General features: G+C 71.9%; 16 protein-coding genes and 1 riboswitch. Of the genes, 11 read left to right on the forward strand and 5 right to left on the reverse strand.

The features are described 5' to 3' along the window. Positions 1 to 10: 10 nt before the first annotated feature. On the reverse strand, positions 11 to 1,342 hold the full coding sequence (locus AC0HI0_RS29610) for a bifunctional o-acetylhomoserine/o-acetylserine sulfhydrylase (protein WP_480926789.1): 1,332 nt from the start codon (positions 1,340 to 1,342) through the stop codon (positions 11 to 13). Between the two features lie 175 nt (positions 1,343 to 1,517). Here AC0HI0_RS29610 and AC0HI0_RS29615 point away from each other — a divergent pair, with 175 nt between their 5' ends. Beyond that, entirely contained in the window at positions 1,518 to 2,537 is a 1,020-nt protein-coding gene (locus AC0HI0_RS29615) for a Gfo/Idh/MocA family protein (RefSeq protein ID WP_480926790.1), read from the forward strand. Between the two features lie 26 nt (positions 2,538 to 2,563). Beyond that, positions 2,564 to 4,126, forward strand: a complete 1,563-nt coding sequence (rdmE, locus tag AC0HI0_RS29620; protein WP_480926791.1) for an aklavinone 12-hydroxylase RdmE — start codon at positions 2,564 to 2,566, stop codon at positions 4,124 to 4,126. On the opposite strand, the gene AC0HI0_RS29625 is transcribed toward rdmE, so the two are convergent. Next, a complete protein-coding gene (locus tag AC0HI0_RS29625) occupies positions 4,123 to 5,430 on the reverse strand; it encodes an MFS transporter (protein WP_480926792.1) in 1,308 nt (435 codons plus the stop codon). The two genes, rdmE and AC0HI0_RS29625, sit on opposite strands and share 4 nt — an antisense overlap. Before the next feature lie 228 nt (positions 5,431 to 5,658). Here AC0HI0_RS29625 and AC0HI0_RS29630 point away from each other — a divergent pair, with 228 nt between their 5' ends. The 3 genes from AC0HI0_RS29630 to AC0HI0_RS29640 all read left to right on the forward strand — a co-directional run bounded on the left by AC0HI0_RS29630 (position 5,659) and on the right by AC0HI0_RS29640 (position 9,123). Beyond that, the gene (locus AC0HI0_RS29630; protein WP_480926793.1) at positions 5,659 to 6,012 is read left to right on the forward strand and encodes an SSI family serine proteinase inhibitor; all 354 of its coding nucleotides are present in this window, start codon (positions 5,659 to 5,661) and stop codon (positions 6,010 to 6,012) included. Positions 6,013 to 6,394: 382 nt separating this feature from the next. Then, positions 6,395 to 8,317, forward strand: a complete 1,923-nt coding sequence (locus AC0HI0_RS29635; protein ID WP_480926794.1) for an ABC1 kinase family protein — start codon at positions 6,395 to 6,397, stop codon at positions 8,315 to 8,317. Positions 8,318 to 8,637: 320 nt separating this feature from the next. After that, entirely contained in the window at positions 8,638 to 9,123 is a 486-nt protein-coding gene (locus AC0HI0_RS29640; RefSeq protein ID WP_480926795.1) for a glutathione peroxidase, read from the forward strand. Positions 9,124 to 9,180: 57 nt separating this feature from the next. Here AC0HI0_RS29640 and AC0HI0_RS29645 read toward each other — a convergent pair whose 3' ends face one another. The 3 genes from AC0HI0_RS29645 to gcvH are packed head-to-tail and all read right to left on the reverse strand — an operon-like array spanning position 9,181 to position 11,377. Next, the gene (locus AC0HI0_RS29645; RefSeq protein ID WP_480926796.1) at positions 9,181 to 9,579 is read right to left on the reverse strand and encodes a hypothetical protein; all 399 of its coding nucleotides are present in this window, start codon (positions 9,577 to 9,579) and stop codon (positions 9,181 to 9,183) included. Positions 9,580 to 9,626: 47 nt separating this feature from the next. Beyond that, positions 9,627 to 10,991: an L-serine ammonia-lyase gene (locus AC0HI0_RS29650; RefSeq protein WP_480926797.1), complete on the reverse strand. Its 1,365-nt coding sequence runs from the start codon at positions 10,989 to 10,991 to the stop codon at positions 9,627 to 9,629. A 5-nt stretch (positions 10,992 to 10,996) separates the two neighbouring features. Further along, complete coding sequence (gene gcvH, locus AC0HI0_RS29655) at positions 10,997 to 11,377, reverse strand: glycine cleavage system protein GcvH (RefSeq protein WP_480926798.1); 381 nt, start codon at positions 11,375 to 11,377, stop codon at positions 10,997 to 10,999. A gap of 116 nt (positions 11,378 to 11,493) precedes the next feature. Beyond that, positions 11,494 to 11,585, reverse strand: a riboswitch (glycine riboswitch). A 221-nt stretch (positions 11,586 to 11,806) separates the two neighbouring features. Between gcvH and ald the strand changes: the two genes are divergently transcribed. The 6 genes from ald (at position 11,807) to AC0HI0_RS29685 (ending at position 19,898) form a co-directional block, all read left to right on the forward strand. After that, a complete protein-coding gene (gene ald / locus AC0HI0_RS29660) occupies positions 11,807 to 12,913 on the forward strand; it encodes an alanine dehydrogenase (RefSeq protein ID WP_480926799.1) in 1,107 nt (368 codons plus the stop codon). A gap of 359 nt (positions 12,914 to 13,272) precedes the next feature. Further along, on the forward strand, positions 13,273 to 13,455 hold the full coding sequence (locus tag AC0HI0_RS29665) for a hypothetical protein (RefSeq protein ID WP_041315353.1): 183 nt from the start codon (positions 13,273 to 13,275) through the stop codon (positions 13,453 to 13,455). Between the two features lie 2 nt (positions 13,456 to 13,457). Further along, a complete protein-coding gene (locus tag AC0HI0_RS29670; RefSeq protein ID WP_480926800.1) occupies positions 13,458 to 13,859 on the forward strand; it encodes a hypothetical protein in 402 nt (133 codons plus the stop codon). Positions 13,860 to 13,906: 47 nt separating this feature from the next. Next, on the forward strand, positions 13,907 to 15,169 hold the full coding sequence (locus AC0HI0_RS29675; RefSeq protein WP_480926801.1) for an ABC transporter ATP-binding protein: 1,263 nt from the start codon (positions 13,907 to 13,909) through the stop codon (positions 15,167 to 15,169). Then, positions 15,169 to 16,044: an ABC-2 transporter permease gene (locus AC0HI0_RS29680; RefSeq protein ID WP_480926802.1), complete on the forward strand. Its 876-nt coding sequence runs from the start codon at positions 15,169 to 15,171 to the stop codon at positions 16,042 to 16,044. The genes AC0HI0_RS29675 and AC0HI0_RS29680 overlap by 1 nt, the downstream gene beginning before the upstream one ends. Positions 16,045 to 16,148: 104 nt before the next feature. Beyond that, positions 16,149 to 19,898 (forward strand): ABC transporter ATP-binding protein, encoded by a 3,750-nt coding sequence (locus tag AC0HI0_RS29685; RefSeq protein WP_480926803.1) that lies wholly within the window; start codon positions 16,149 to 16,151, stop codon positions 19,896 to 19,898. The last annotated feature ends 526 nt before the right edge of the window (positions 19,899 to 20,424 follow it).

A 20,424-nucleotide genomic window follows, 5' to 3' on the forward strand; every position in this document is an offset into this window, starting at 1 on the left:
GGACCGAAGCTCACTGCACCGCCTTGGCGGCGCGGAACCCGGCCTCCAGGTCGGCCTTGAGGTCCTCCACGCCCTCGATGCCCACCGACAGCCGCACCAGGCCGGGCGTGACCCCGGCGACCAACTGCTCCTGCGCGGTCAGCTGGCTGTGCGTGGTGGAGGCCGGGTGCACGATCAGCGACCGCACGTCGCCGATGTTCACCAGCTGCGAGAACAGCTCGACCCCGTCCACGAACGCGCGCCCGGCCTCGACCCCGCCGCGCAGCTCGAACGAGACCACCGCACCGGCGCCCAGGGGCAGGTACTTCTGCGCCAACGAGTGCCACTGCGAGGACTCCAGGCCCGCGTAGTGCACCTTCTCGACCTCGTCCCGCGATTCCAGCCACGCGGCCAGTGTCCTCGCGTTGGCCACGTGCTTGTCAATCCGCAGCGACAGCGTCTCGATCCCTTGCAGGATCAGGAAACTGGTCAGCGGGGCGATCGCCGCGCCGGTGTCCCGCAGGCCCTGCACCCGCAGTTTCGCGGCGAACGCCCCGTGACCCAGCACGGGCCAGTACTGAAGCCCGTGGTAGCTGGGGTCGGGCTCGTTGAAGTCGGGGAACTTCTCCGCGTCCCCGAAGTCGAACTTCCCGCCGTCGACCACCACGCCCGCGATCGCGGTGCCGTGGCCGCCGAGGTACTTGGTGGCCGAGTGCACGACGATGTCCGCACCGTGCTCCAGCGGCCGGAGCAGGTAAGGCGTCGGCACCGTGTTGTCGACCACCAGCGGCACGCCGGCCGCGTGCGCGACCTCGGCCACCGCCTCGATGTCGAGCACGTTGCTGCGCGGGTTGGCCAGCGACTCGGCGAAGAACAGCTTCGTGTTGGGCCGCACCGCCGCGCGCCACGCGTCGAGGTCGTCCGGGTCGTCCACGAAGGACACCTCGATGCCGAGCTTGGGCAGCGTGTAGTGGAACAGGTTGTAGGTGCCGCCGTAGAGCGACGCGCTCGACACGAGGTGGTCGCCCGCCCGCGCGAGGTTCAGGATGGTCGCGGTCTCGGCCGCCTGGCCGGACGCGAACGCGACCGAGGCCACGCCGCCCTCCAGCGCGGTGATCCGCTGTTCCAGCACGTCCTGGGTCGGGTTGTTGATCCGGGTGTAGATGTTGCCCGGCTCGGCGAGGCTGAACAGCGCCTCGCCGTGCGCGCTGTCCCGGAAGACGTACGAGGTGGTCTGGTAGATCGGGGTGGCCCGCGCTCCGGTGGCCGGGTCGGGTGACGCTCCGGAGTGGACCTGCTTGGTTTCGAACGACCAGGACATGCCGGTGCTCCTGTCAAAGGGCTGGGAGGTTTTTTCGGGCACGACGAAGGGGGACGACGCGCAGAGGGGTCGATCAGCCGAGACGACAGGCCATGCTGGTGACGCGCACGTAGTCGACGTGCCGCCGCGCCACCAGGAGACTCATGCCGCTGAAGGTAGCGCTGCGTGACGACTCTGGACAGGGCGTCCACGTCGTGGGAAGCCTAGGGTTCGCCCCATGCGCACCGCACTGATCGGCTACGGGCTCGGCGGAGCCGCGTTCCACGCACCCTTCCTCGCCACCACGCCGGGTTTGACCTTGTCAGCGGTGGTGACCGGCAATCCCGCGCGGCAGGAGCAGGTCCGCGCGCGGTACCCCGGCACGGCCGTCCTGGACACCCCGGAGGAGGTCTGGCGACGGGCCTCGGACTTCGACCTCGTCGTGGTGACAACACCCAATCGGTATCACGCTTCGCACGCGCGTTCGGCGCTGGAGCACGACCTGGACGCCGTGGTGGACAAGCCGTTCGCGGGCAGCGCGGCGCAGGCGAAGGCGCTGGCGTCGCTGGCCGAGACCCGCGGCCGGCGGCTGTTCCCGTTCCACAACCGGCGCTGGGACGGCGATTTCCGGACCGTCCGCCGGCTGCTGGCCGAGCGGGCGCTGGGCGAGGTGCACCGGTTCGAGTCCCGGTTCGAGCGCTGGCGACCGCAGGTCAAGGACTCGTGGAAGGAGTCCGGCGACCCGGCCGACCTCGGCGGCATCGTCCACGACCTGGGACCGCACCTGGTGGACCAGGCGGTGGCGCTGTTCGGCCGGCCGCGAACCGTCTACGCGGAGGTGCGCACCCTGCGCGAGCACGCCCGCGCGGACGACGACGCGTTCCTGGCGCTGACCCACGACGGCGGCGTCGTCTCGCACCTGTGGATGTCCGCGCTGGCGCAGGACCAGGGCCCGAGGTTCCGCGTCCTGGGCGACGAGGCCGCGTACGTCAAGCACGGCATGGACCCGCAGGAGCGGTTGCTGGTGGCGGGGGCGACGCCGGGCGGGCCGGGTTGGGGCACCGAGGAGCCGGCCGCGTGGGGCACGGTCTCCGGCACGCCCACGCCCACCGAGCCCGGCGCGTACCAGGGCTTCTACCAGGACATCGCGGCCGGCCGGACGCCGGTGACCCCGCAGGACGCCATCACCGGCCTGGAGGTGGTGGAGGCGGCGTTCGCCTCGGCGGCCACCCACCGGACAATCTCTCTTGCCAACTAAGTCTCTTTGTAGCTAAGATTCCTTCCATGCGAGGGGACAAGAAGGTTCAGGTACTGGTCACGGGGGCAGGACTGGGCGGCTTGACGGCCGCGCTCTTCCTGGCGCAGCAGGGGATCGAGGTGCTCGGCATCGCCAAGCACACGCACACGTCGCCGCACCCGAAGGCGACCGGCCAGACCAACCGGGTCATGGAGATCTACCGCCGCGCCGGCGTCGCCGACGAGGTGCTGCGCGGCAGCGAGGGCGTGTCGTCGGGGATCGTCATCAAGGTGGCGGAAAGCCTGCGGGGACGGGTCTTCCACTCGATCGTCCACGAGGAGGACGAGATCGACGTGGGCCTGAGCCCGGAGCGGTTCGGCATGAGCAGCCAGGACTACGTGGAACCGGTCCTGCTGGCCAAGGCCCGCGAGTACGGCGCGGAGATCCGGTTCGGCACCGAGCTGGTGTCGTTCACCCAGGACGACGAGGGGGTCACCGCCGAGCTGCGCGACCGGGCGTCCGGCGAGACCTCCGCGGTCCGCGCCGACTACCTGATCGGCGCGGACGGGCACCGCTCGTTCGTCCGGGAGAGCCTCGGCATCGGCCGGCAGGGCCACGGCGAGCTGTCCCACCACGTCGGCGTGGTGTTCGACGCCGACCTGGCCGAGCACCTGGCCGCCGACAAGGGAACCCTGTTCTACTTCCAGAACCCGGCGTTCACCGGGGCGTTCTTCGGCACCAACACCGAGCGCCGCAACGTCTTCACCGTCGAGTACCACCCGGAGCGGGGCGAGTCGGCGGCGGACTTCCCGGCCGAGCGCTGCGTCGAGCTGCTGCGGATCGCCACGGACGTCCCGGACCTGGCGCCCGACATCGTCGACATCACCGCGTGGGAGATGGCCGCGTGGCTGTCCGACTCGTTCCGCGCCGGCCGGGTGTTCCTGGTGGGCGACGCGGCGAAGGTGACGCCGCCGACCGGCGGGCTGGGCGGCAACACCGCCGTGGGCGACGGGTTCGACATCGCGTGGAAGCTCGCCGCCGTGCTCAAGGGCCAGGCCGGGCCGGGGCTGCTGGACAGCTACGAGGCCGAGCGCCGGCCCTACGCGCGGCAGGTCGTCGACGCGTCGTTCCACAACTACGTGCAGCGGCTCGCGCCCCACCTGGCCGCCCCCGACGTGCCCGAGGGCGTCGACCACCTGCGGCTGATCTTCGGCGTGCGGTGCACGTCGGGCGCGATCGTCGACGACGGCACGCCGGACGTGCTGGAGGACCCGCTCGCCCCCACCGGCCGGCCGGGGTTCCGCGCGCCGCACGTCCCGGTGCGGCACGAGGGCGTCCTCACCTCGACGGTGTCGCTGTTCACCGACTGGACCCTGATCACGCTGAACCCGGCGTGGTCGTCCGCGCCGGTCGACGTCCCGGCGCTCACCGACGAGACCGGCGAACTGGCCGCGCGCTACGGCATCGGCGACCGGGGCGCGAGCCTGGTCCGCCCGGACGGCGTGGTCGCCTGGCGCACCACCGGGCTGCCGGCCGACCCGGCGGCGACCGTCGCGTCCGTGCTGGACTCGGTGCTGTCCCGGCAACCGGCGGCGAGCCCGGCCCGCTAGCTGCCCGCCGAACCGACCTGCCCGACCGGACCCTCCGGCACCCGCCGGAGGGTTTCGCCTATGGCCAGCAACGAGAGCACGCTGATCACCGCGCCCAGCACCAGGTACAGCGACACCGGCCAGGACGCCTGCGTGGGCGTGAGTTCCAGCAGCCACACCGCGATCAGCGGCGACAGCCCGCCGCCGAGCACCGCGCCGAGCTGGTAGCTCAACGACACCCCGCTGTACCGGACCCGCGTCCCGAACAGCTCGGCGTAGTAGGCGGGCATCGGCCCGAACACCGCCGCGGACCCGCCGAACGCGATCACCAGCGCGACCGCCACCAGCACCGGGGAGCGCGTCTCCAGCAACCAGAACAGCGGGAACGCGAACACGCCGAGGAACACCGCGCCGCCGAGCATCACCGGCAGCCGCCCGATCCGGTCGGACAGCCGCGCGAACACCAGGATGGCCACCGCCTGCGAGGTCGCGCCGATCAGCCCGGCGTTGAGCAGCATGGACCGGGGCAGCCCCAACTGCTTGGTGCCGTAGGAGACCACGAACGTCGCGATCACGAAGATGAACATGTTGAACCCGAGGTTCACGCCCGCGCCGAGCAGCACCCGGCGCCACGAGTTCCGCAGCACCTCGACCACCGGCAGCTTCACCGTGCCCCGGTCCGAGCGGGCCGCGCGGAACTCCGGGCTCTCCTCGACCGACAGCCGCACGTACAGGCCGACCCCGACCAGCACCAGGCTGAACAGGAAGGGCACCCGCCAGCCCCAGACCAGGAACTGGTCGCCGGACGCCGCCGTGGACGCCGCGAGCACCCCGTTGGCCAGCAACAACCCCAGCGGCGAGCCGAGGAAGGTCCAACTGCCGTACCACGCCGTGCGGCCCGGCGGGGCGTGCTCGACGGCCATCAGGGTCGCACCGCCCTGTTCGCCGCCGAGGAAGAACCCCTGCACGATCCTGAGCAGTACCAACAGGATCGGCGCGGCGACGCCGATGGAGTCGTAGGTCGGCAGCAGGCCGATCAGCGCGGTGGCGACACCGGTCGCGGTGAGCGTGAGCACCAGCATCGAGCGCCGGCCGATCCGGTCGCCGAAGTGGCCGATCACCACCCCGCCCAGTGGACGGGCCAGGAAACCCGCGCCGAACGTGGCGAACGCCAGCAGCGTGCCGATCCACGGGTCGAAGGACGGGAAGAACAGCTTGTCGAAGACCAGCGCGGACGCCGTGCCGTAGAGCAGGAAGTCGTACAACTCGACCGCGTTGCCCGCCGAACTGGCCAGTGCGACCCGGCGCACCCCGGAATTCCCCATCGGCCCACCCTGGCCCGCACGTGGACAGCGCAGGACCCGACAGTGACCCAGGTCACACCGAAGCTGTGCGGACTCCCCCTACTCGCGGGTAAGGGTTCGACCTGAGCCTTCGGCTTTGCGGGCCGCCGGCCTTGACAGCGTCGCGCGCTTCGGCCGTCCTGTTGAAGAGACCACACGATGTGGTGACTTGGCTGGAGGACGCGGTGCCGCGCGGTCCACTGTGAGCGCATGGCACCGCTCCCCCTACTCGCGGCGTTCGCCGCGCTGATCCCCACCGTCGCCGCGCCGGAAGCCACCCTCGTGCTGAGCCGGACGCAGGGCGGCGTGACGGAGACCGTCAACCTCACCTGCGCGCCGGCCGGCGGCGACCACCCGTCGGCCGCCGCGGCGTGCGACGCCCTGGACCCGGTGGACGGCGAGGTCGCCGACCTGTCCGACGGCGCCGTCGCGTGCACGCTCCAGTACGACCCGGTGAAGGTCACCGCGGTCGGCGTGTGGCGCGGTGAGACCCGCGAGTTCACCGCCGACTACGCCAACCCGTGCCTGATGACGGCCGACACCGGCCCGGTGTTCGACTTCTAGGTCCCACCCGGGGCTCGGCCCGCGACGGCCCGGCCGGACCCGGTGGGACCCGCCGGGGTCCACGACACCGCCGCCGAAGTCGTGGCCCCCGACGGGGGCTCGGGGGAAGCGGGGCCGGGTGCGCGTCGAGCGCGGCCGTTTCGCCGGCCACCCCACTTCATAGTGAGAGTATTCCTCGGATCTCTGGTACGACCGTAGAGCGACCGTCCACAACCGTCAACACCTTCCGCATCACCGAAATAGCTCCAAAATGGACCCCCTGCCAAGACGGTTGACGCTCCGCACACGCCGTTGCGCCACTTGAGTGATCCGAGGTCTCGCCTCCGGATCGGCGTTCTCAGGAAGGCCGATCTATCCTCCGCGCGGACGGGTAGGGGGAAGCATGGAGTTCATCCAGTTCGTGGTGTCCGCGATCGCCGTGCCAGCGACGTTCCTCGCGCTGATCCTGGGGATCTCGCTGGCCGCGCGGCGAATCCTCGGCCTGCGCGTCGGCCTGGTGCGCACCGCGCTGGCCTGCATGCTGGGCCTGTCGCTGACCTCGGCCCTGCTCTCCGGGATGTCCGGCGCGGACACCACGCCCGCGCTCGGCACCGTCCTGATCGGGATCGCGCTGCTGTCGGTCATCGCGATCCTCACCCTGGCCGAGATCATCGTGCCGACCGGGTCGATCCCCCCGGTGACCGAGTGGTGGCGGCTGCTGCGCAGCCGGATCGCCCGCGCCCGCCGGTACTCCCGGATCAGCGCCATCGCGTTCCGCCACGGCCTCGGCCCGTACCTGCGCGGGCGCGAGCGCACCGACACCCGCCTGGCCCGGTCGCTGCGGCAGGCGCTGGAGGAGGGCGGGGTCACCTTCGTCAAGCTCGGCCAGGTGCTGTCCACCCGGCCGGACCTGCTGCCCGCCGACGTGATCGACGAGCTGACCCTGTTGCAGGACAAGGTTCCCGCCGCGCCCTGGGCGTCGGTGCGGGAGGTGCTGGTCGCCGAACTCGGCCCGCCGGAGGAGGTGTTCGCCGAGTTCGACGAGACGCCGATCGCGGCGGCGTCCGTGGCGCAGGTGCACCGCGCGCGGCTCAAGTCCGGCGAGGAGGTCGTGGTGAAGGTGCAGCGGCCGGGCGTGCGCAAGGTCGCGGAAGGCGACCTGGACATCGTCAACCGGCTCGCCGCGACGCTGCACGAGCGGACCCGCTGGGGCAAGTCGATCGGCGTGAAGGACTTGGCGGCCGGGTTCTCCGCGGCACTGCGCGAAGAACTCGACTTCCGGGTCGAGGCGCGCAACCTCGCGGCCGTGCGCGCCGCGTCCGAGGACGCCTCCGTCGTGCTGCCCCAGGTCTACGAAGACCACTGCACGTCCCGGGTCCTGGTGATGGAACGCCTGAACGGCAAGCCGATCCGGTCCGCGCCGCTGGAGTCCGCCGACCGGGACGAGCTGGCCCGCTCGCTGCTGGACGTGCTGCTGCGCCAGGTGATGCTCAACGGCGTGTTCCACGCGGACCCGCACCCCGGCAACATCATGCTGCTCGACGACGGCCGGCTGGGCATGCTGGACTTCGGCTCGGTCGGCCGGATCGACGCGCAACTGCGCTCCGCGCTGGGCAAGCTGCTGCTGGCCATCGACCGCAGCGACCCGGCCGGCCTGCGGGACGCGCTGCTGGAACTGGTCACCCGGCCAGACGAGATCGACGAGCAGCAACTGGAACGCGCGCTCGGCCAGTTCATGGCCCGGCACCTGAGCGCCGGGATGCGCCCGGACGCCGAGATGTTCGGCGACCTGTTCACCCTGGTCTACCGCTACGGCCTGAGCATCCCGCCGGAGATCGCCGCGGTGTTCCGCGCGCTGGCCACCGTGGAGGGGACGCTCGGCGCGCTGTCGCCCGGTTTCAACCTGGTGGTCGAGTCGCGGGCGTTCGCGGAGAAGCAGTTCACCGAACGCCTGACGCCCGAGTCGTTGCGGCGCACGGTGACCGAGGAGCTGTACTCGATGCTGCCGATGGTCAAGCGCCTGCCGCGCCGGCTGGAGCGCATCTCCAGCGCGCTGGAGCAGGGCAGGCTCGGCTTGACCATGCGGCTGTTCGCCGACGAGCGGGACCGGGGTTTCATCGTCACCCTGCTGCACCAGGTGATGCTGACCGTCCTCGGCGCGACCGCCGGCATCATGGCGGTGCTGCTGCTCGGCGCGGACGGCGGCCCGCAGGTCGGCCCGGACATCTCGCTGTACCAGGTGTTCGGCTACAACCTGCTGGTGATCAGCATCCTGCTGGGGCTGCGCGTGGTCGTCACCGTCTTCCGCCCGCGCGACACCGCCTAGTGCGTCGACCCCTTGGGTTCGTCGGGTTGGTCGGGCTGCATGGGGTCGGCTCCGGCGTTGGTGGCGTGCGTTGGTGTTGCATTGGTGGAGGTGTTGTCGGAGTCGTCTGGCCTGGGCCACGGGGTGGGGGTGGTTCGAGTTGGCGATGACGACTGTGCGCAGGGGGCCGGACTGGGTCTTGACGGGGTTGGCCCGGGAGGTGGGGATCGGGGTCGGGCGGATCTCGGCGTTGTACGGCCCGAGGCTTGGCTTGCGCCGATGGCCGGCCCGGTGGGCACCAGGCCCGGGACGGGTCGGCGGACGGCACGTAGGCTGGCGGCATGAGCATCCACGACATCGCCGTGCACACCCTCGACGGCACGCCTGGCAGCCTGGGTTCGTTGCGCGGCAAGGCTTTGCTGGTCGTGAACGTGGCGTCCAAGTGCGGCCTGACGCCGCAGTACGCCGGGCTGGAGCGACTCCAGGCCCGGTACGCCGAACGGGGTTTCTCGGTGGTCGGCTTCCCGTGCAACCAGTTCGCGGGCCAGGAGCCCGGCACGTCGGAGGAGATCGCCACCTTCTGCTCGACCACCTACGGCGTGACGTTCCCGCTGTTCGAGAAGATCGACGTGAACGGCGAGGGCCGGCACCCGCTCTACGCCGAGCTGACCGCGCACCCGGACGCCGACGGCGCGGCGGGCGACGTGCAGTGGAACTTCGAGAAGTTCCTGCTGTCCCCGGACGGCGAGGTGCTGGCCCGGTTCCGGCCGCGCACCGAGCCCGAGGACGAGTCGGTGGTGAAGGCGATCGAGGCGGCGCTGCCGTAGGTCCCGCCGCCGGGCGCGACCCGGCCCCGGTGAAGGCACCGGGACCGGGTGGGCGCGCTAGACCCGGTGGTAGACCGAGACGTCGTCCCGCCACACGCCGTGCACGTCCGGCGCGGACTGGACGATCGTCATCTCGTCGGGCGAGCCGAGGATCCGCCAGGCCCTGGCGACCTCGGCCTCCCCGGCGAACAGCACGGTGCACAGGGCGTTGGGCTCGACGATCGTGCGCACCCGGTCGTAGGGGCCCTCCAACGCGGTGTCCCCGTCGAGGTCGAGGCGGTACTCGACGTGCATCGGCTCACCGGTACCCCGGACCCCGTCGATGACCGCCACCAGCCGACCGCCCTCGACCCGCAGCTCGTACCGGCCCTCCCGGGGCGGCACCCCGCCGGAGTAGGCGGTGCGCGACGGGTCCAGCACCCACCTGCCCAGGAACGGTTCCAGGTCTTCCCGCACGACGCCCTCCCCCGCAGCCGCACCCCGGGTCGAGGCCGGCCCGGCCCTCAGCACTCGATGACGTTCACCGCGAGACCGCCGCGCGCGGTCTCCTTGTACTTGACCTTCATGTCCTTGCCGGTCTCGCGCATGGTCTTGATGACCTTGTCCAGCGACACGAAGTGCGACCCGTCGCCCCGCAACGCCATGCGCGCCGCGGTGATCGCCTTGATCGACGCCAGGGCGTTGCGCTCGATGCACGGGATCTGCACCAGCCCGCCGATCGGGTCGCAGGTCAGCCCGAGGTTGTGCTCCATCGCGATCTCGGCGGCGTTCTCGACCTGCTCCGGGGTCCCGCCGAGCACCTCGGCCAGCCCGCCCGCGGCCATCGAGCACGCCGAGCCGACCTCGCCCTGGCACCCGACCTCGGCGCCCGAGATCGACGCGTTCTCCTTGAACAGCACGCCCACCGCGCCGGCGGTGAGCAGGAACCGCACCACGCCGTCGTCGGACGCGCCCGGCACGAACCGCGTGTAGTAGTGCAGGACGGCCGGGACGATGCCGGCCGCGCCGTTCGTCGGCGCGGTCACCACCCGGCCGCCGGCGGCGTTCTCCTCGTTGACCGCCAAGGCGAACAGCGTCACCCAGTCCATCACCCGCAGCGGGTCGGTGGCGTAGTGCTCGGCCGCGAGCCGTTGGCGCATCTCGGCGGCCCGCCGCCGCACCTTCAACCCGCCCGGCAGGACGCCGGTCTCGGTGCAGCCGCGCTCCACGCACTCCTGCATCACGCCCCAGATGTGCAGCAGGCCCTGCCGCACGTCGTCCTCGGAGCGCCAGGACAGCTCGTTCGCGAGCATGACCTCGCTGATGGACAGCCCGGTCTCCCGGGTCCGCGCCAGCAGCTCGTCACCGCTGAGGAACGGGTGCTCGATCGGCGTCGCGTCGGGCTTGATGCGGTCGGTCCCGCTGGCGGTCTCGTCGACCACGAACCCGCCGCCGACCGAGTAGTACACCGCCTCGTCCAACACCTCGCCGCCGGCGTACGCGGTGAAGCTCATCCCGTTGGGGTGCAGGGGGAGCGACTTGCGGCGGTGCATGATCAGGTCGGTGTCCTCGGTGAACGGGATCTCCCGCACACCGCCCAGCAGCAACCTTTTGGTCGCCCGGATCTCCTGCACGCGCACGTCGGCCGCGGCCGGGTCGACGTCCTCCGGCTTGTGCCCCTCCAGGCCCAGCAGCACGGCCTTGGGGCTGCCGTGGCCGTGCCCGGTCGCGCCCAGCGAGCCGAACAGCTGGACGTGCACGCGGTCCACCGAGGTCGTCCGGTGCCCGAGCCGCGCCACGAACATCGTCGCGGCGCGCATCGGGCCGACGGTGTGCGAACTCGACGGCCCGATGCCGACGGAGAACAGGTCGAAGACGCTGATCGCCACGGCGCTCAGTCCCCGGTCAGTTCCGCGTACTTCGCGGCGGTCAGCAGGCCCGTCGCGTCCTCGACGGCGACCTTGAACAGCCAACCCCCGCCGTACGGGTCGTTGTTGATCAGCGACGGGTCGTCGGCCGCCGCCGTGTTGACCTCCACGACCTCGCCGCTGACCGGCGCGTACAGGTCGCTCACGGACTTGGTCGACTCCAGCTCGCCGCACACGTCACCGGACTTGACCCGCTCGCCGACGGTGGGCAGCTGGACGAACACGATGTCGCCGAGCGACTCCGCCGCGTAGGAAGTGATGCCGATGGCCACGGGCTCCTGGGTACCCGGAGCCCAGTCGACCCACTCGTGCTCGGGCGTGTACAGCAGGTTTTCCGGATAAGTCACGTCAGCTCCTCGGTCCACGCGGCCAGGTCCCCTCTCTGTCCTGGGACCTGAGAGCTTCGCCGCAGCGCTGCGGCTTGCACCGTGGGTGCGCGCGTCAGCACGCTTTCCAGAGTCGCCTCGCCCGAGCGGTTCTCGTTGCCTGAGAGTGTGCGGGGTACTTGCTCCTTCGGCGCTCCGGACGTGCCGGAGGCTCTCCCGCTCGGGTTCCGGTGTCACCTGCGACACCGCGGCCGATGTTCAGTTGGTTGAACGCACGCACGCTAAGTCGTCGGCGACGCGGGTGTCAACGCGTGTCCAGAGAGTTCAACCGCCCTTCGCCGTTGTCCGGCCGGCACAACCGGGCAGGGGCGCGTTCGTGCCAACGGCACGATGACAGCCGGATGGCGGTACCGGACCTTGGGCAATAACAACGGCCCGAAGGAGCCCTCCGTGCGGATCTCAGTACCCCGCGAGATCAAGAACCACGAATACCGCGTCGCGCTGACCCCGGCAGGTGCCCACGAGCTGACGCTGCGCGGCCACGACGTGTTCGTCGAGGCCGGTGCGGGCCTCGGCTCGGCCATCACCGACGACGAGTACCTGGCCGCCGGCGCAAAGGTCCTGGCCACCGCCGGGGAGGTGTGGTCCGAGGGTGACCTGGTGCTCAAGGTCAAGGAGCCGATCGCGCAGGAGTACCCGCTGCTGCGCAAGGGCCAGACCCTGTTCACCTACCTGCACCTGGCCGCCGACCAGCCGCTGACGCAGGCGCTGCTGGACTCCGGCACCACCGCGATCGCCTACGAGACGGTGCAGACCGCGAACGGCGCGCTGCCGCTGCTGGCCCCGATGTCCGAGGTCGCGGGCCGGCTCGCGCCCCAGGTCGGCGCGTTCTCGCTGATGAAGCCGTCCGGCGGCCGGGGCGTGCTGCCCGGCGGCGTGCCCGGCGTGCACCCGGCGCGGGTGGTCGTGATCGGCGGCGGCGTGGCGGGCCTGAACGCGGCCACCATCGCCGTGGGCCTGGGCGCGGACGTCGAGATCCTGGACACCAACGTCGACCGGCTGCGCCACATCGACGCGATCTACCAGGGCCGCCTGCGCACCGTGACCTCCAACCGCTACTCGGTCGAGCAGGCCGTGCGCGAGGCCGACCTGGTCATCGGCGCGGTGCTGGTGCCGGGCGCGAAGGCCCCGAAGCTGGTGTCCAACGAGCTGGTGTCGCAGATGAAGCCGGGTTCCGTGCTCGTCGACATCGCGATCGACCAGGGCGGCTGCTTCGCCGACTCGCGGCCCACCACGCACGCCGACCCGACCTACCAGGTGCACGAGTCGGTGTTCTACTGCGTCGCGAACATGCCCGGTGCCGTGCCGCGCACGTCCACGTACGCGCTGACCAACGTGACGCTGCCTTACGCGGTCGCGTTGGCCGACAAGGGCTGGCAGGCGGCGCTGCGCGCGGACAAGGCGCTCGCGCTGGGCCTGAACGTGCACGAGGGCCTGCTGACGAACCAGCCGGTCGCCGAGGCGCACGGCCTCACCCACACTCCGCTCGAAGTCTGAGCACCCGCGAAGAAGGGGCGTCCACCTGCACGGTGGGCGCCCCTTCTCGCACGTCCGGGCATGAAAAGGCGGCCCGCTCAACCAGCCTGGGGGTCACTGGGAGCGGGCCGCGCCACCAATGCTAGCGGGGAACCGGGCGCCCTGCCCAGCCGCCCCGCCCATCTGACGCACAGATCTTTACCTGGCAGAGCACAGCCCGTGTCCGCCCTCAAGCAAACGAGTGAATTCACCGCGTAACAGGTAAGTCACGACGCCCGGTCGGCCGATGGACAGAGCGAGGCACCCGCGCGGTGACGCGGCGGGCTCGCCCCTCCGCGGTGAGCCCACCGCGCCGCCGCCGACCTCCGATCGGAGCGCACATGGCCGAACCACAGGGCTGGATCGACTGCCACGACCCGTTCGGCCGGGACCGGTCGATGACCGTCCTGGTCGAGGACGACCGGGTGCTGCTGGTCGCCCCACCCGGCGAATCAGCTGTGATGTCGGTCACCCAGACCCGCCGGCTGCACCGCCTGCTGGACCAGGCCGCGGACAGGATGTGACCGTGGACGAGACCCTGCGCGCCGCGGTGCTGCACCGGCTCACGCAGCTCGAAGAGGTCGCCGAGCGGGGCGCGGCCGAGGCGCTCGTGCCGCTGGCCCGCGCGGAGATCAACCGCCTCGCCGACACCTGGCGGCTGCTGCTCACCGTGCACCAGCCCGATTCCGACGGCCGCTGCCGCGCCTGCCCCGGCGTGCTGCGGCACAAGAAGTGGCCGTGCCAGGTGTGGACCATGGCCCACCAGCACCTGATCGGCGAGGGGCTGCCGCACCGCGAGCGGCGGCGTCCGCTGCGCGGTCCGTTCGGCCGGATGCGGGACGCCGAAGCGTCGGCCGAAACCCCCGTCGAGGCCACCACCGAGATCCCCGCCGTCGTGTCGAAACCCCGACACGCCCTACCGGACTGACCTGGCTAAGGCAGGATGACCTCCCGAAGAGCATTCGGGAGGGACGCGTGCACGACGGCAGTGGCCGCATCGTGGTGCAGAACTTGACCAAGCAGTTCGGTCCGGTCGCAGCGGTGCAGAATCTCAGCTTCACGGTGGAACCGGGGTCGGTGACCGGCTTCCTGGGTCCCAACGGGGCGGGCAAGACTACGACGCTGCGCATGTTGCTCGGCCTGGTGACGCCCACGGCGGGCATCGGTCTGATCAACGGCCGGCCGTTCCACCAGCTCGGCAACCCGGCCCGGGTGGTCGGCGCGGTGCTGGAGGCGCAGGGCTTCCACCCCAAGCGCTCGGCGCGCAACCACCTGCGGGTGTACGCGGCGGCGATCGGCGTGCCGGACTCGCGCGCCGACCAGGTGTTGCAGCTGGTCGGGCTGGGCGCGGCGGGCGACCGCAACGCGGGCGGGTTCTCGCTGGGCATGAAGCAGCGGCTGGCGCTGGCCACCGCGCTGCTGGGCGACCCGCAGGTGCTGGTGCTGGACGAGCCGTCCAACGGCCTGGACCCCGAGGGCATCGCCTGGCTGCGGACCTTCTTGCAGTCTTACGCGCGCAGCGGGCGCACCGTGCTGATCTCCAGCCACCTGCTGGCCGAGGTCGAGCAGACCGTGGACCAGGTGGTGATCATCTCGCGCGGCCAGACCATGTACTACGGGCCGCTGGCCAGCCTGCGCGAGCAGCAGCAGTCCCGCGTGCTGGTGCAGCCGTCGGACACCGCGGCGCTGGTCGCGGCGTTGCACGCGGAGAACGTCACGGCGATCGAGCAGCTGCCCGACGGCCGGATCGCGATCGCGGGCGTGGAGGCCAAGCAGGTCGCGGACATCGCGTTGGGCGCGAGCGTGTCGATCTACGGCATCCAGGAGGAGAAGGCCGACCTGGAACGGCTGTTCTTCCAGCTCACCAGCGGCCAGTACGCCGCGTCGGGCCCGAACCAGTACGCCCAGCAGCCCCCGCAGGGCAGCGGCTACTACGCCCCGCCGCCGGGCTACCAGCAGCAGCAGTACCAACAGCAGTACCAGCAGCCGCCGGCCGCGCCGCCCGGCTACCAGCAGGGCTACCAGCCGCAGCCCGGCTACCAGGAACCGCCTTCGGGCTACCAGCAGGCGTACCAGCCGCCGCCCGGTCAGCCGGGCGGTCCCCAGGTGAATCCGGCCCAAGGGAATCCGGCCCAGGGGAATCCGGCCCAGGGGAACCAACCGCCGCCGGGCAGTCAGGACCCGCCGTCCGGCTACCAGCCCGGCCAGGGTCAGAGCGGTCTCGGGGGCGGTGCGTGATGCTGGGGAACCTGATCAAGGCGGAGTTCCGCAAGACGACCACCACCGGCCTGTGGTGGGGTCTGATGATCCCGACCGTGCTGATCGCCCTGGGCTGGGCGCTGGGCACCGGGTACGTCGGCAAGAGCATCATGGACACGGTCAACGGCCGCGACGCCCAGCAGCTCACCGAACTGCTGGGGATCGACCCGGCGCAGTGGAAGGTGTCGCTGTTCGGGATGGCGCGCAGCATCAACATCGCGACCATCTTCCCGATGATCTTCGGCGGCCTGGCGATCTCCAACGAGATCAACCGCAAGACGATCACCACGACCTTCCTGACCGCGCCGAACCGGGTGTCCGCGCTGAGCGCGAAGCTCGTCGTGTACCTGGTCTGGGGCGCGATCTACGGCCTGGCGATCGTGGCGTCGGTGTCCATCGGCATCGCGTTCACCTCGGACGCGAGCGCGCTGCCGGACGTGTCCGGGTGGCTGGCCATGGCCGGTGTGGGCGTGCTGGCGTCGGTGCTGATGACGATGTTCGGCGTCGGCGTCGGCGCGCTGATGACCAGCCCGGTCGGCACGACCGTGGTGCTGGTGCTGTACATGCTGATCCTGGAGAACGGGATCCAGCTGGTGATCAGCACGCAGGGCATCCCGGAGCTGATCGGCTTCCTGCCCAACGGCTCGGTGAACGGCATCACCGGCTCGGTGGCGTCCTCGCTGTTCCTGGCCTCGGCGGGTGTGGTGCCCGACGAGCTGGAGCAGGTGCTGCGGGCGGTCTCCGGCGCGCTGGGCGCGTTCGACTGGTGGCTGAGCGGTTTGATCTTCCTGGTGTGGACGGGCGTGTTCTTCCTCGGCGGCTGGGCCGTCACCCAGCGCAAGGACATCACCTGATCAAGTGAAACCGCAGGGCTGAGGGGCCGTCTCCTGAGATCGGGAGGCGGTCCTCTCAGTTTCCGGGCCCGACCTTGTCGGTACCCCGACCTAATGTGGGTCCCGTGACGCACACCCAGGGCTGGATCCGCAGACTCGCCACCGCGTGCTGGAAGCACCGCTCGCTGGTGGTGTGGTCGGTGCTGGCCGCCGTCGTGGGCGTGGGCCTCCAGGCGGTGTCCCCGCTGCTGATCAAGGCCGCCGTGGACGACGCGGTGGCAGGCCGGACAGACCGGCTGGGGTGGCTCGCGGCCGTGCTGGTCGGTCTGGAGGTGCTCACCTTCGGGACGGCGTTCGCCCGGCGGTTCCTGGGCGGGCGGCTGGCCGTCGACGTGCAGCACGACCTGCGCCAGGCGGTGTTCCACGCGGTGCAGCGGCTGGACGGCCCCCGGCAGGACGCGCTGCGCACCGGCCAGGTGGTGTCCCGCTCGATCACCGACCTCCAGCTGGTCAACAGCCTGCTGTCGATGACCCCGCTGGCGTTCGGCACGGTGGTCTTCGCGCTGGCCGCGCTGGTGGCGATGTTCTGGCTCTCGCCCCTGCTGACGGTGATCGCGCTGGTCGTGGTGCCGGCCGTGGCGCTGGTCGCCGCGCGCACCCGGCTGACGCTGTTCCCGGCGACGTGGTCGGCGCAGCAGCGGGCGGCGGACGTGGCGCAGCACGTCGAGGAGACGGTGACCGGCGTCCGGGTGGTGAAGGGCTTCGGGCAGGAGGCGCGGGAGGTCGCCCGGCTGGAGTCGCGGGCGCAGGTGCTGTTCGCGGAGCGGATGCGGGCCGCCCGGCTGACCGCCCGGCCGACCGCGACGCTGACCGCGCTGCCCTACGTGGGGCAGGTGGCGGTGCTGGCGCTGGGCGGCTGGCTGGCGCTGCGCGGGCAGGTGTCGCTGGGCACGTTCCTGGCGTTCGCGACCTACGTGGCCAACCTGGTCGGGCCGACCCGGCTGCTGTCCAGCCTGGTGGTGACGGCGCAGCTGGCCCGCGCGGGCGTGGAGCGGGTGTACGAGCTGGTCGATTCCCAGCCGGACGTGGTGGACGGCGCGGCGGAGGTGCCGGTCGGGCCGGTGGCGGTCGAGCTGGACCGGGTGACCTTCGGCTACACCCGCAGCGAGCCGGTGCTGTCCGGGGTGTCGTTGGCGGTCGCGCCGGGCGAGACGCTGGCCGTGGTGGGCACCGCCGGTTCCGGCAAGTCGACGGTGTCGCTGCTGCTGCCGCGCTTCTACGACGTGCACGAGGGCGCGATCCGGGTGGGCGGGGTCGACGTGCGGGAGCTGCGGCTGGAGTCGCTGCGGCGGGCCGTCGGGGTGGTGTTCGAGGAGGCGTTCCTGTTCTCCGACACGATCCGGGCGAACATCGCCTACGGCCTGCCGGACGCCTCCGACGAGCAGGTCGAGGCCGCGGCGCGGGCGGCCGAGGCGCACGGCTTCATCACCGACCTGCCGATGGGCTACGACACCGTGGTCGGCGAGCGCGGCCTGACGCTGTCCGGCGGGCAGCGGCAGCGGGTGGCGCTGGCCCGTGCGCTGCTGTCGGACCCGAGGGTGCTGGTGCTCGACGACGCGACCTCCGCCGTCGACCCGGCGACCGAGGCGGCGATCCACCGGACGCTGGCCGAGGTGACGGCCGGCCGCACGACGATCCTGGTCGCGCACCGCCGGTCGTCGCTGACCTTGGCCGACCGGATCGCCGTGCTCGACGCGGGCGCGGTGGTCGACGTGGGCACGCACGAGGAGCTGACCGGGCGGTGCCCGCTGTACCGGGAGCTGCTGGCCGGCCCGGGCGAGGTGATCGAGCAGGTCGACCCCCGGGCCGACGCGGCGCTGGAGCCGGGGCCGGACGGCGTGACGGCCGACCTGTGGCCGGAGTCCGAGCAGGACGAGCTGGAGGTCCGCGCGCGCAACCGCGCGGTGGACGCGTCCCGGGCCGCGAGCGGCGGTCCGCGCGGCGGCGGCGGGACGTCCGCGCTGGTCGGCGGCACCCCGCCGACCCCGGAGCTGATGGCCCGGGTGCACGCCCTGCCGCCCGCGACGGAGTCGCCGCGCCTGGGCGGCGAGGACCCGCGCGCGCCCGACCCGGGGTTCCGGCTGCGCGGCCTGCTGCGCCCGGTGCGCTGGACGATGCTCGGCGTCGGCGGGCTGCTCCTGGTCGACTCGGCGCTGGCGGTCGTGCTGCCGAACCTGGTCCGGCTGGGCGTGGACGACGGCGTGGTCGGCGGCGCGACCGGCCGGCTGTGGCTGGCGTCCGGGATCGGCCTGGCCCTGGTGCTGCTGGGGTGGCTGTCGGCGGCGGTCGGCACGGTCGTGACGTCCCGGGTGGGCGAGCGGCTGCTGTACCTGCTGCGCGTGCGCAGCTACGCCCACCTGCAACGGCTCGGGCTCGACTACTACGAGCGCGAGATGGCCGGCCGGATCATGACCCGGATGACGACCGACGTCGACGCGCTGTCCAGCTTCCTGCAGACCGGGCTGACGACGTTCGTGATCAGCGTGCTGACGGTGGTCGGGATCGCGGTGGCGCTGGTGGTCACCGACCCGTCGCTGGCGCTGGTCGCGCTGGCCGTGCTGCCGGTCCTGCTGGTGGCGACGGTGATCTTCCAGCGGGTGTCGTCCAAGGCGTACGCGGAGGCGCGGGAGCGGGTGAGCGCCGTGAACGCCGACCTCCAGGAGAACGTCTCCGGCCTGCGCGTCTCGCAGGCGTACACCCGCGAGGCGCGCTCGGCCGAGGCGTTCGCCGAGCGCAGCGACGCCTACCGGCGGTCCCGGATCCGGGCGCAGCGCTACATCGCGACGTACTTCCCGTTCCTGGCGCTGCTGTCCGGCGTGGCGCAGGCCGCGATCCTGGTGGTCGGCGCGTACCGGGTGGCGGAGGGCACCCTGACCCCCGGCGTGCTGCTGGCGTTCGTGCTGTACCTGGGGTTGTTCTTCGCGCCGCTGTTCCAGCTCTCCGGCGTGTTCGACGGCTACCAGCAGGCCAGGGTCGGCCTGTCCCGGATCGGCGACCTGCTGCGCACCCCGACCAGCGTGCCGCCGGCTCCGCACCCGGTCCCGGTGCGGAGCCTGCGCGGCGAGGTGGTCCTGGAGCACGTCACGTTCACCTACCCCGGCACCGCCCGGCCGGCCCTGGACGACGTGTCGCTGCACGTGGAACCGGGCGAGACGGTCGCCCTGGTCGGCGAGACGGGCGCGGGCAAGTCGACCTTGGTCAAGCTGGTGGCGAGGTTCTACGACACCACCGGCGGCCGGGTCCTGGTGGACGGCGTGGACCTGAAGGACTACGACCTGTCGGCGTTCCGGCAACGCCTGGGCGTGGTGCCGCAGGAGGCCCACCTGTTCGGCGGCGACGTGGCCGAGAACGTCGCCTACGGCCGCCCGGACGCGTCGAAGGCCGAGGTGGAGCAGGCCGTGCGGGCGGTCGGTGCCCTGCCCACCGTCGCCGCCCTGCCCGCGGCCTTCCACCAGCAGGTGGGCGAACGCGGCCAGTCCCTGTCCGCGGGCCAACGCCAACTGGTGGCCCTCGCCCGTGCCGAACTCGTCCAACCCGACCTCTTGCTGCTGGACGAGGCGACCGCCGCGCTCGACCCCCAGACCGAGGCCGCCGTCCTCTCCGCCGGCGACCACCTGGCGGGCTCCCGCACCACGTTCGTGGTGGCCCACCGCCTGGCCACAGCGGCGAGGGCGGACCGGATCGTCGTCCTGTCCGAAGGCCGGATAGCCGAACAGGGCACCCACGAAGCCCTCCTGGCCGCCAACGGCCTCTACGCCCGCCTCTGGTCCCACAGCACAGCCACTCCCCAACCGGCCGGCCGTCCCCGCCACTGACCCACCACGCACCCCCGCCCCCTCCACCCACCGGCCACCAGCCACCCGCCACCGCCAGCCACCAGCCGTCAGCCGTTAGCTGCTGGCCGAATAGTGCGCAGGTCGGCTCAGTGGCCGTAGGCGGTCAGTGACCGGTCGGTCGGTTGGCTGGTTGTGCCGGATGGCGGCGGTCAGTTCGAGAAGCCGGGGTGCTGGGGCCGTTGCGGCAGGAGGGCTGGATCAGTGGGGTTCTGCGCTCGTGCGGGTAGTGGTCGCCCGCAGGCTGTCGGCTGCCCTCGGCCCGAACAAGCCGCATGGCCGAGCCTCTCCGTCATGCCGTCATGCCGTCATGCCGCCTGTCCCGGCAGGCATCACCCGCCGGCCGACGGCAGGCCATCCGCACTCCACGATGGGTGCCTCCGCGATGAGTGCCTCCGCGATGGCTGTCCTGCGCCGCCACGTCGACCGGCCCGGTACGCGGAGGCGTCCAGGCCGTGCCGACCGATCGGGAGTGCTCGATCAGGTGTGCTCGATCAGGTGTGCTCGA

Source organism: Saccharothrix sp. NBAS 001 (genome assembly GCF_056640475.1).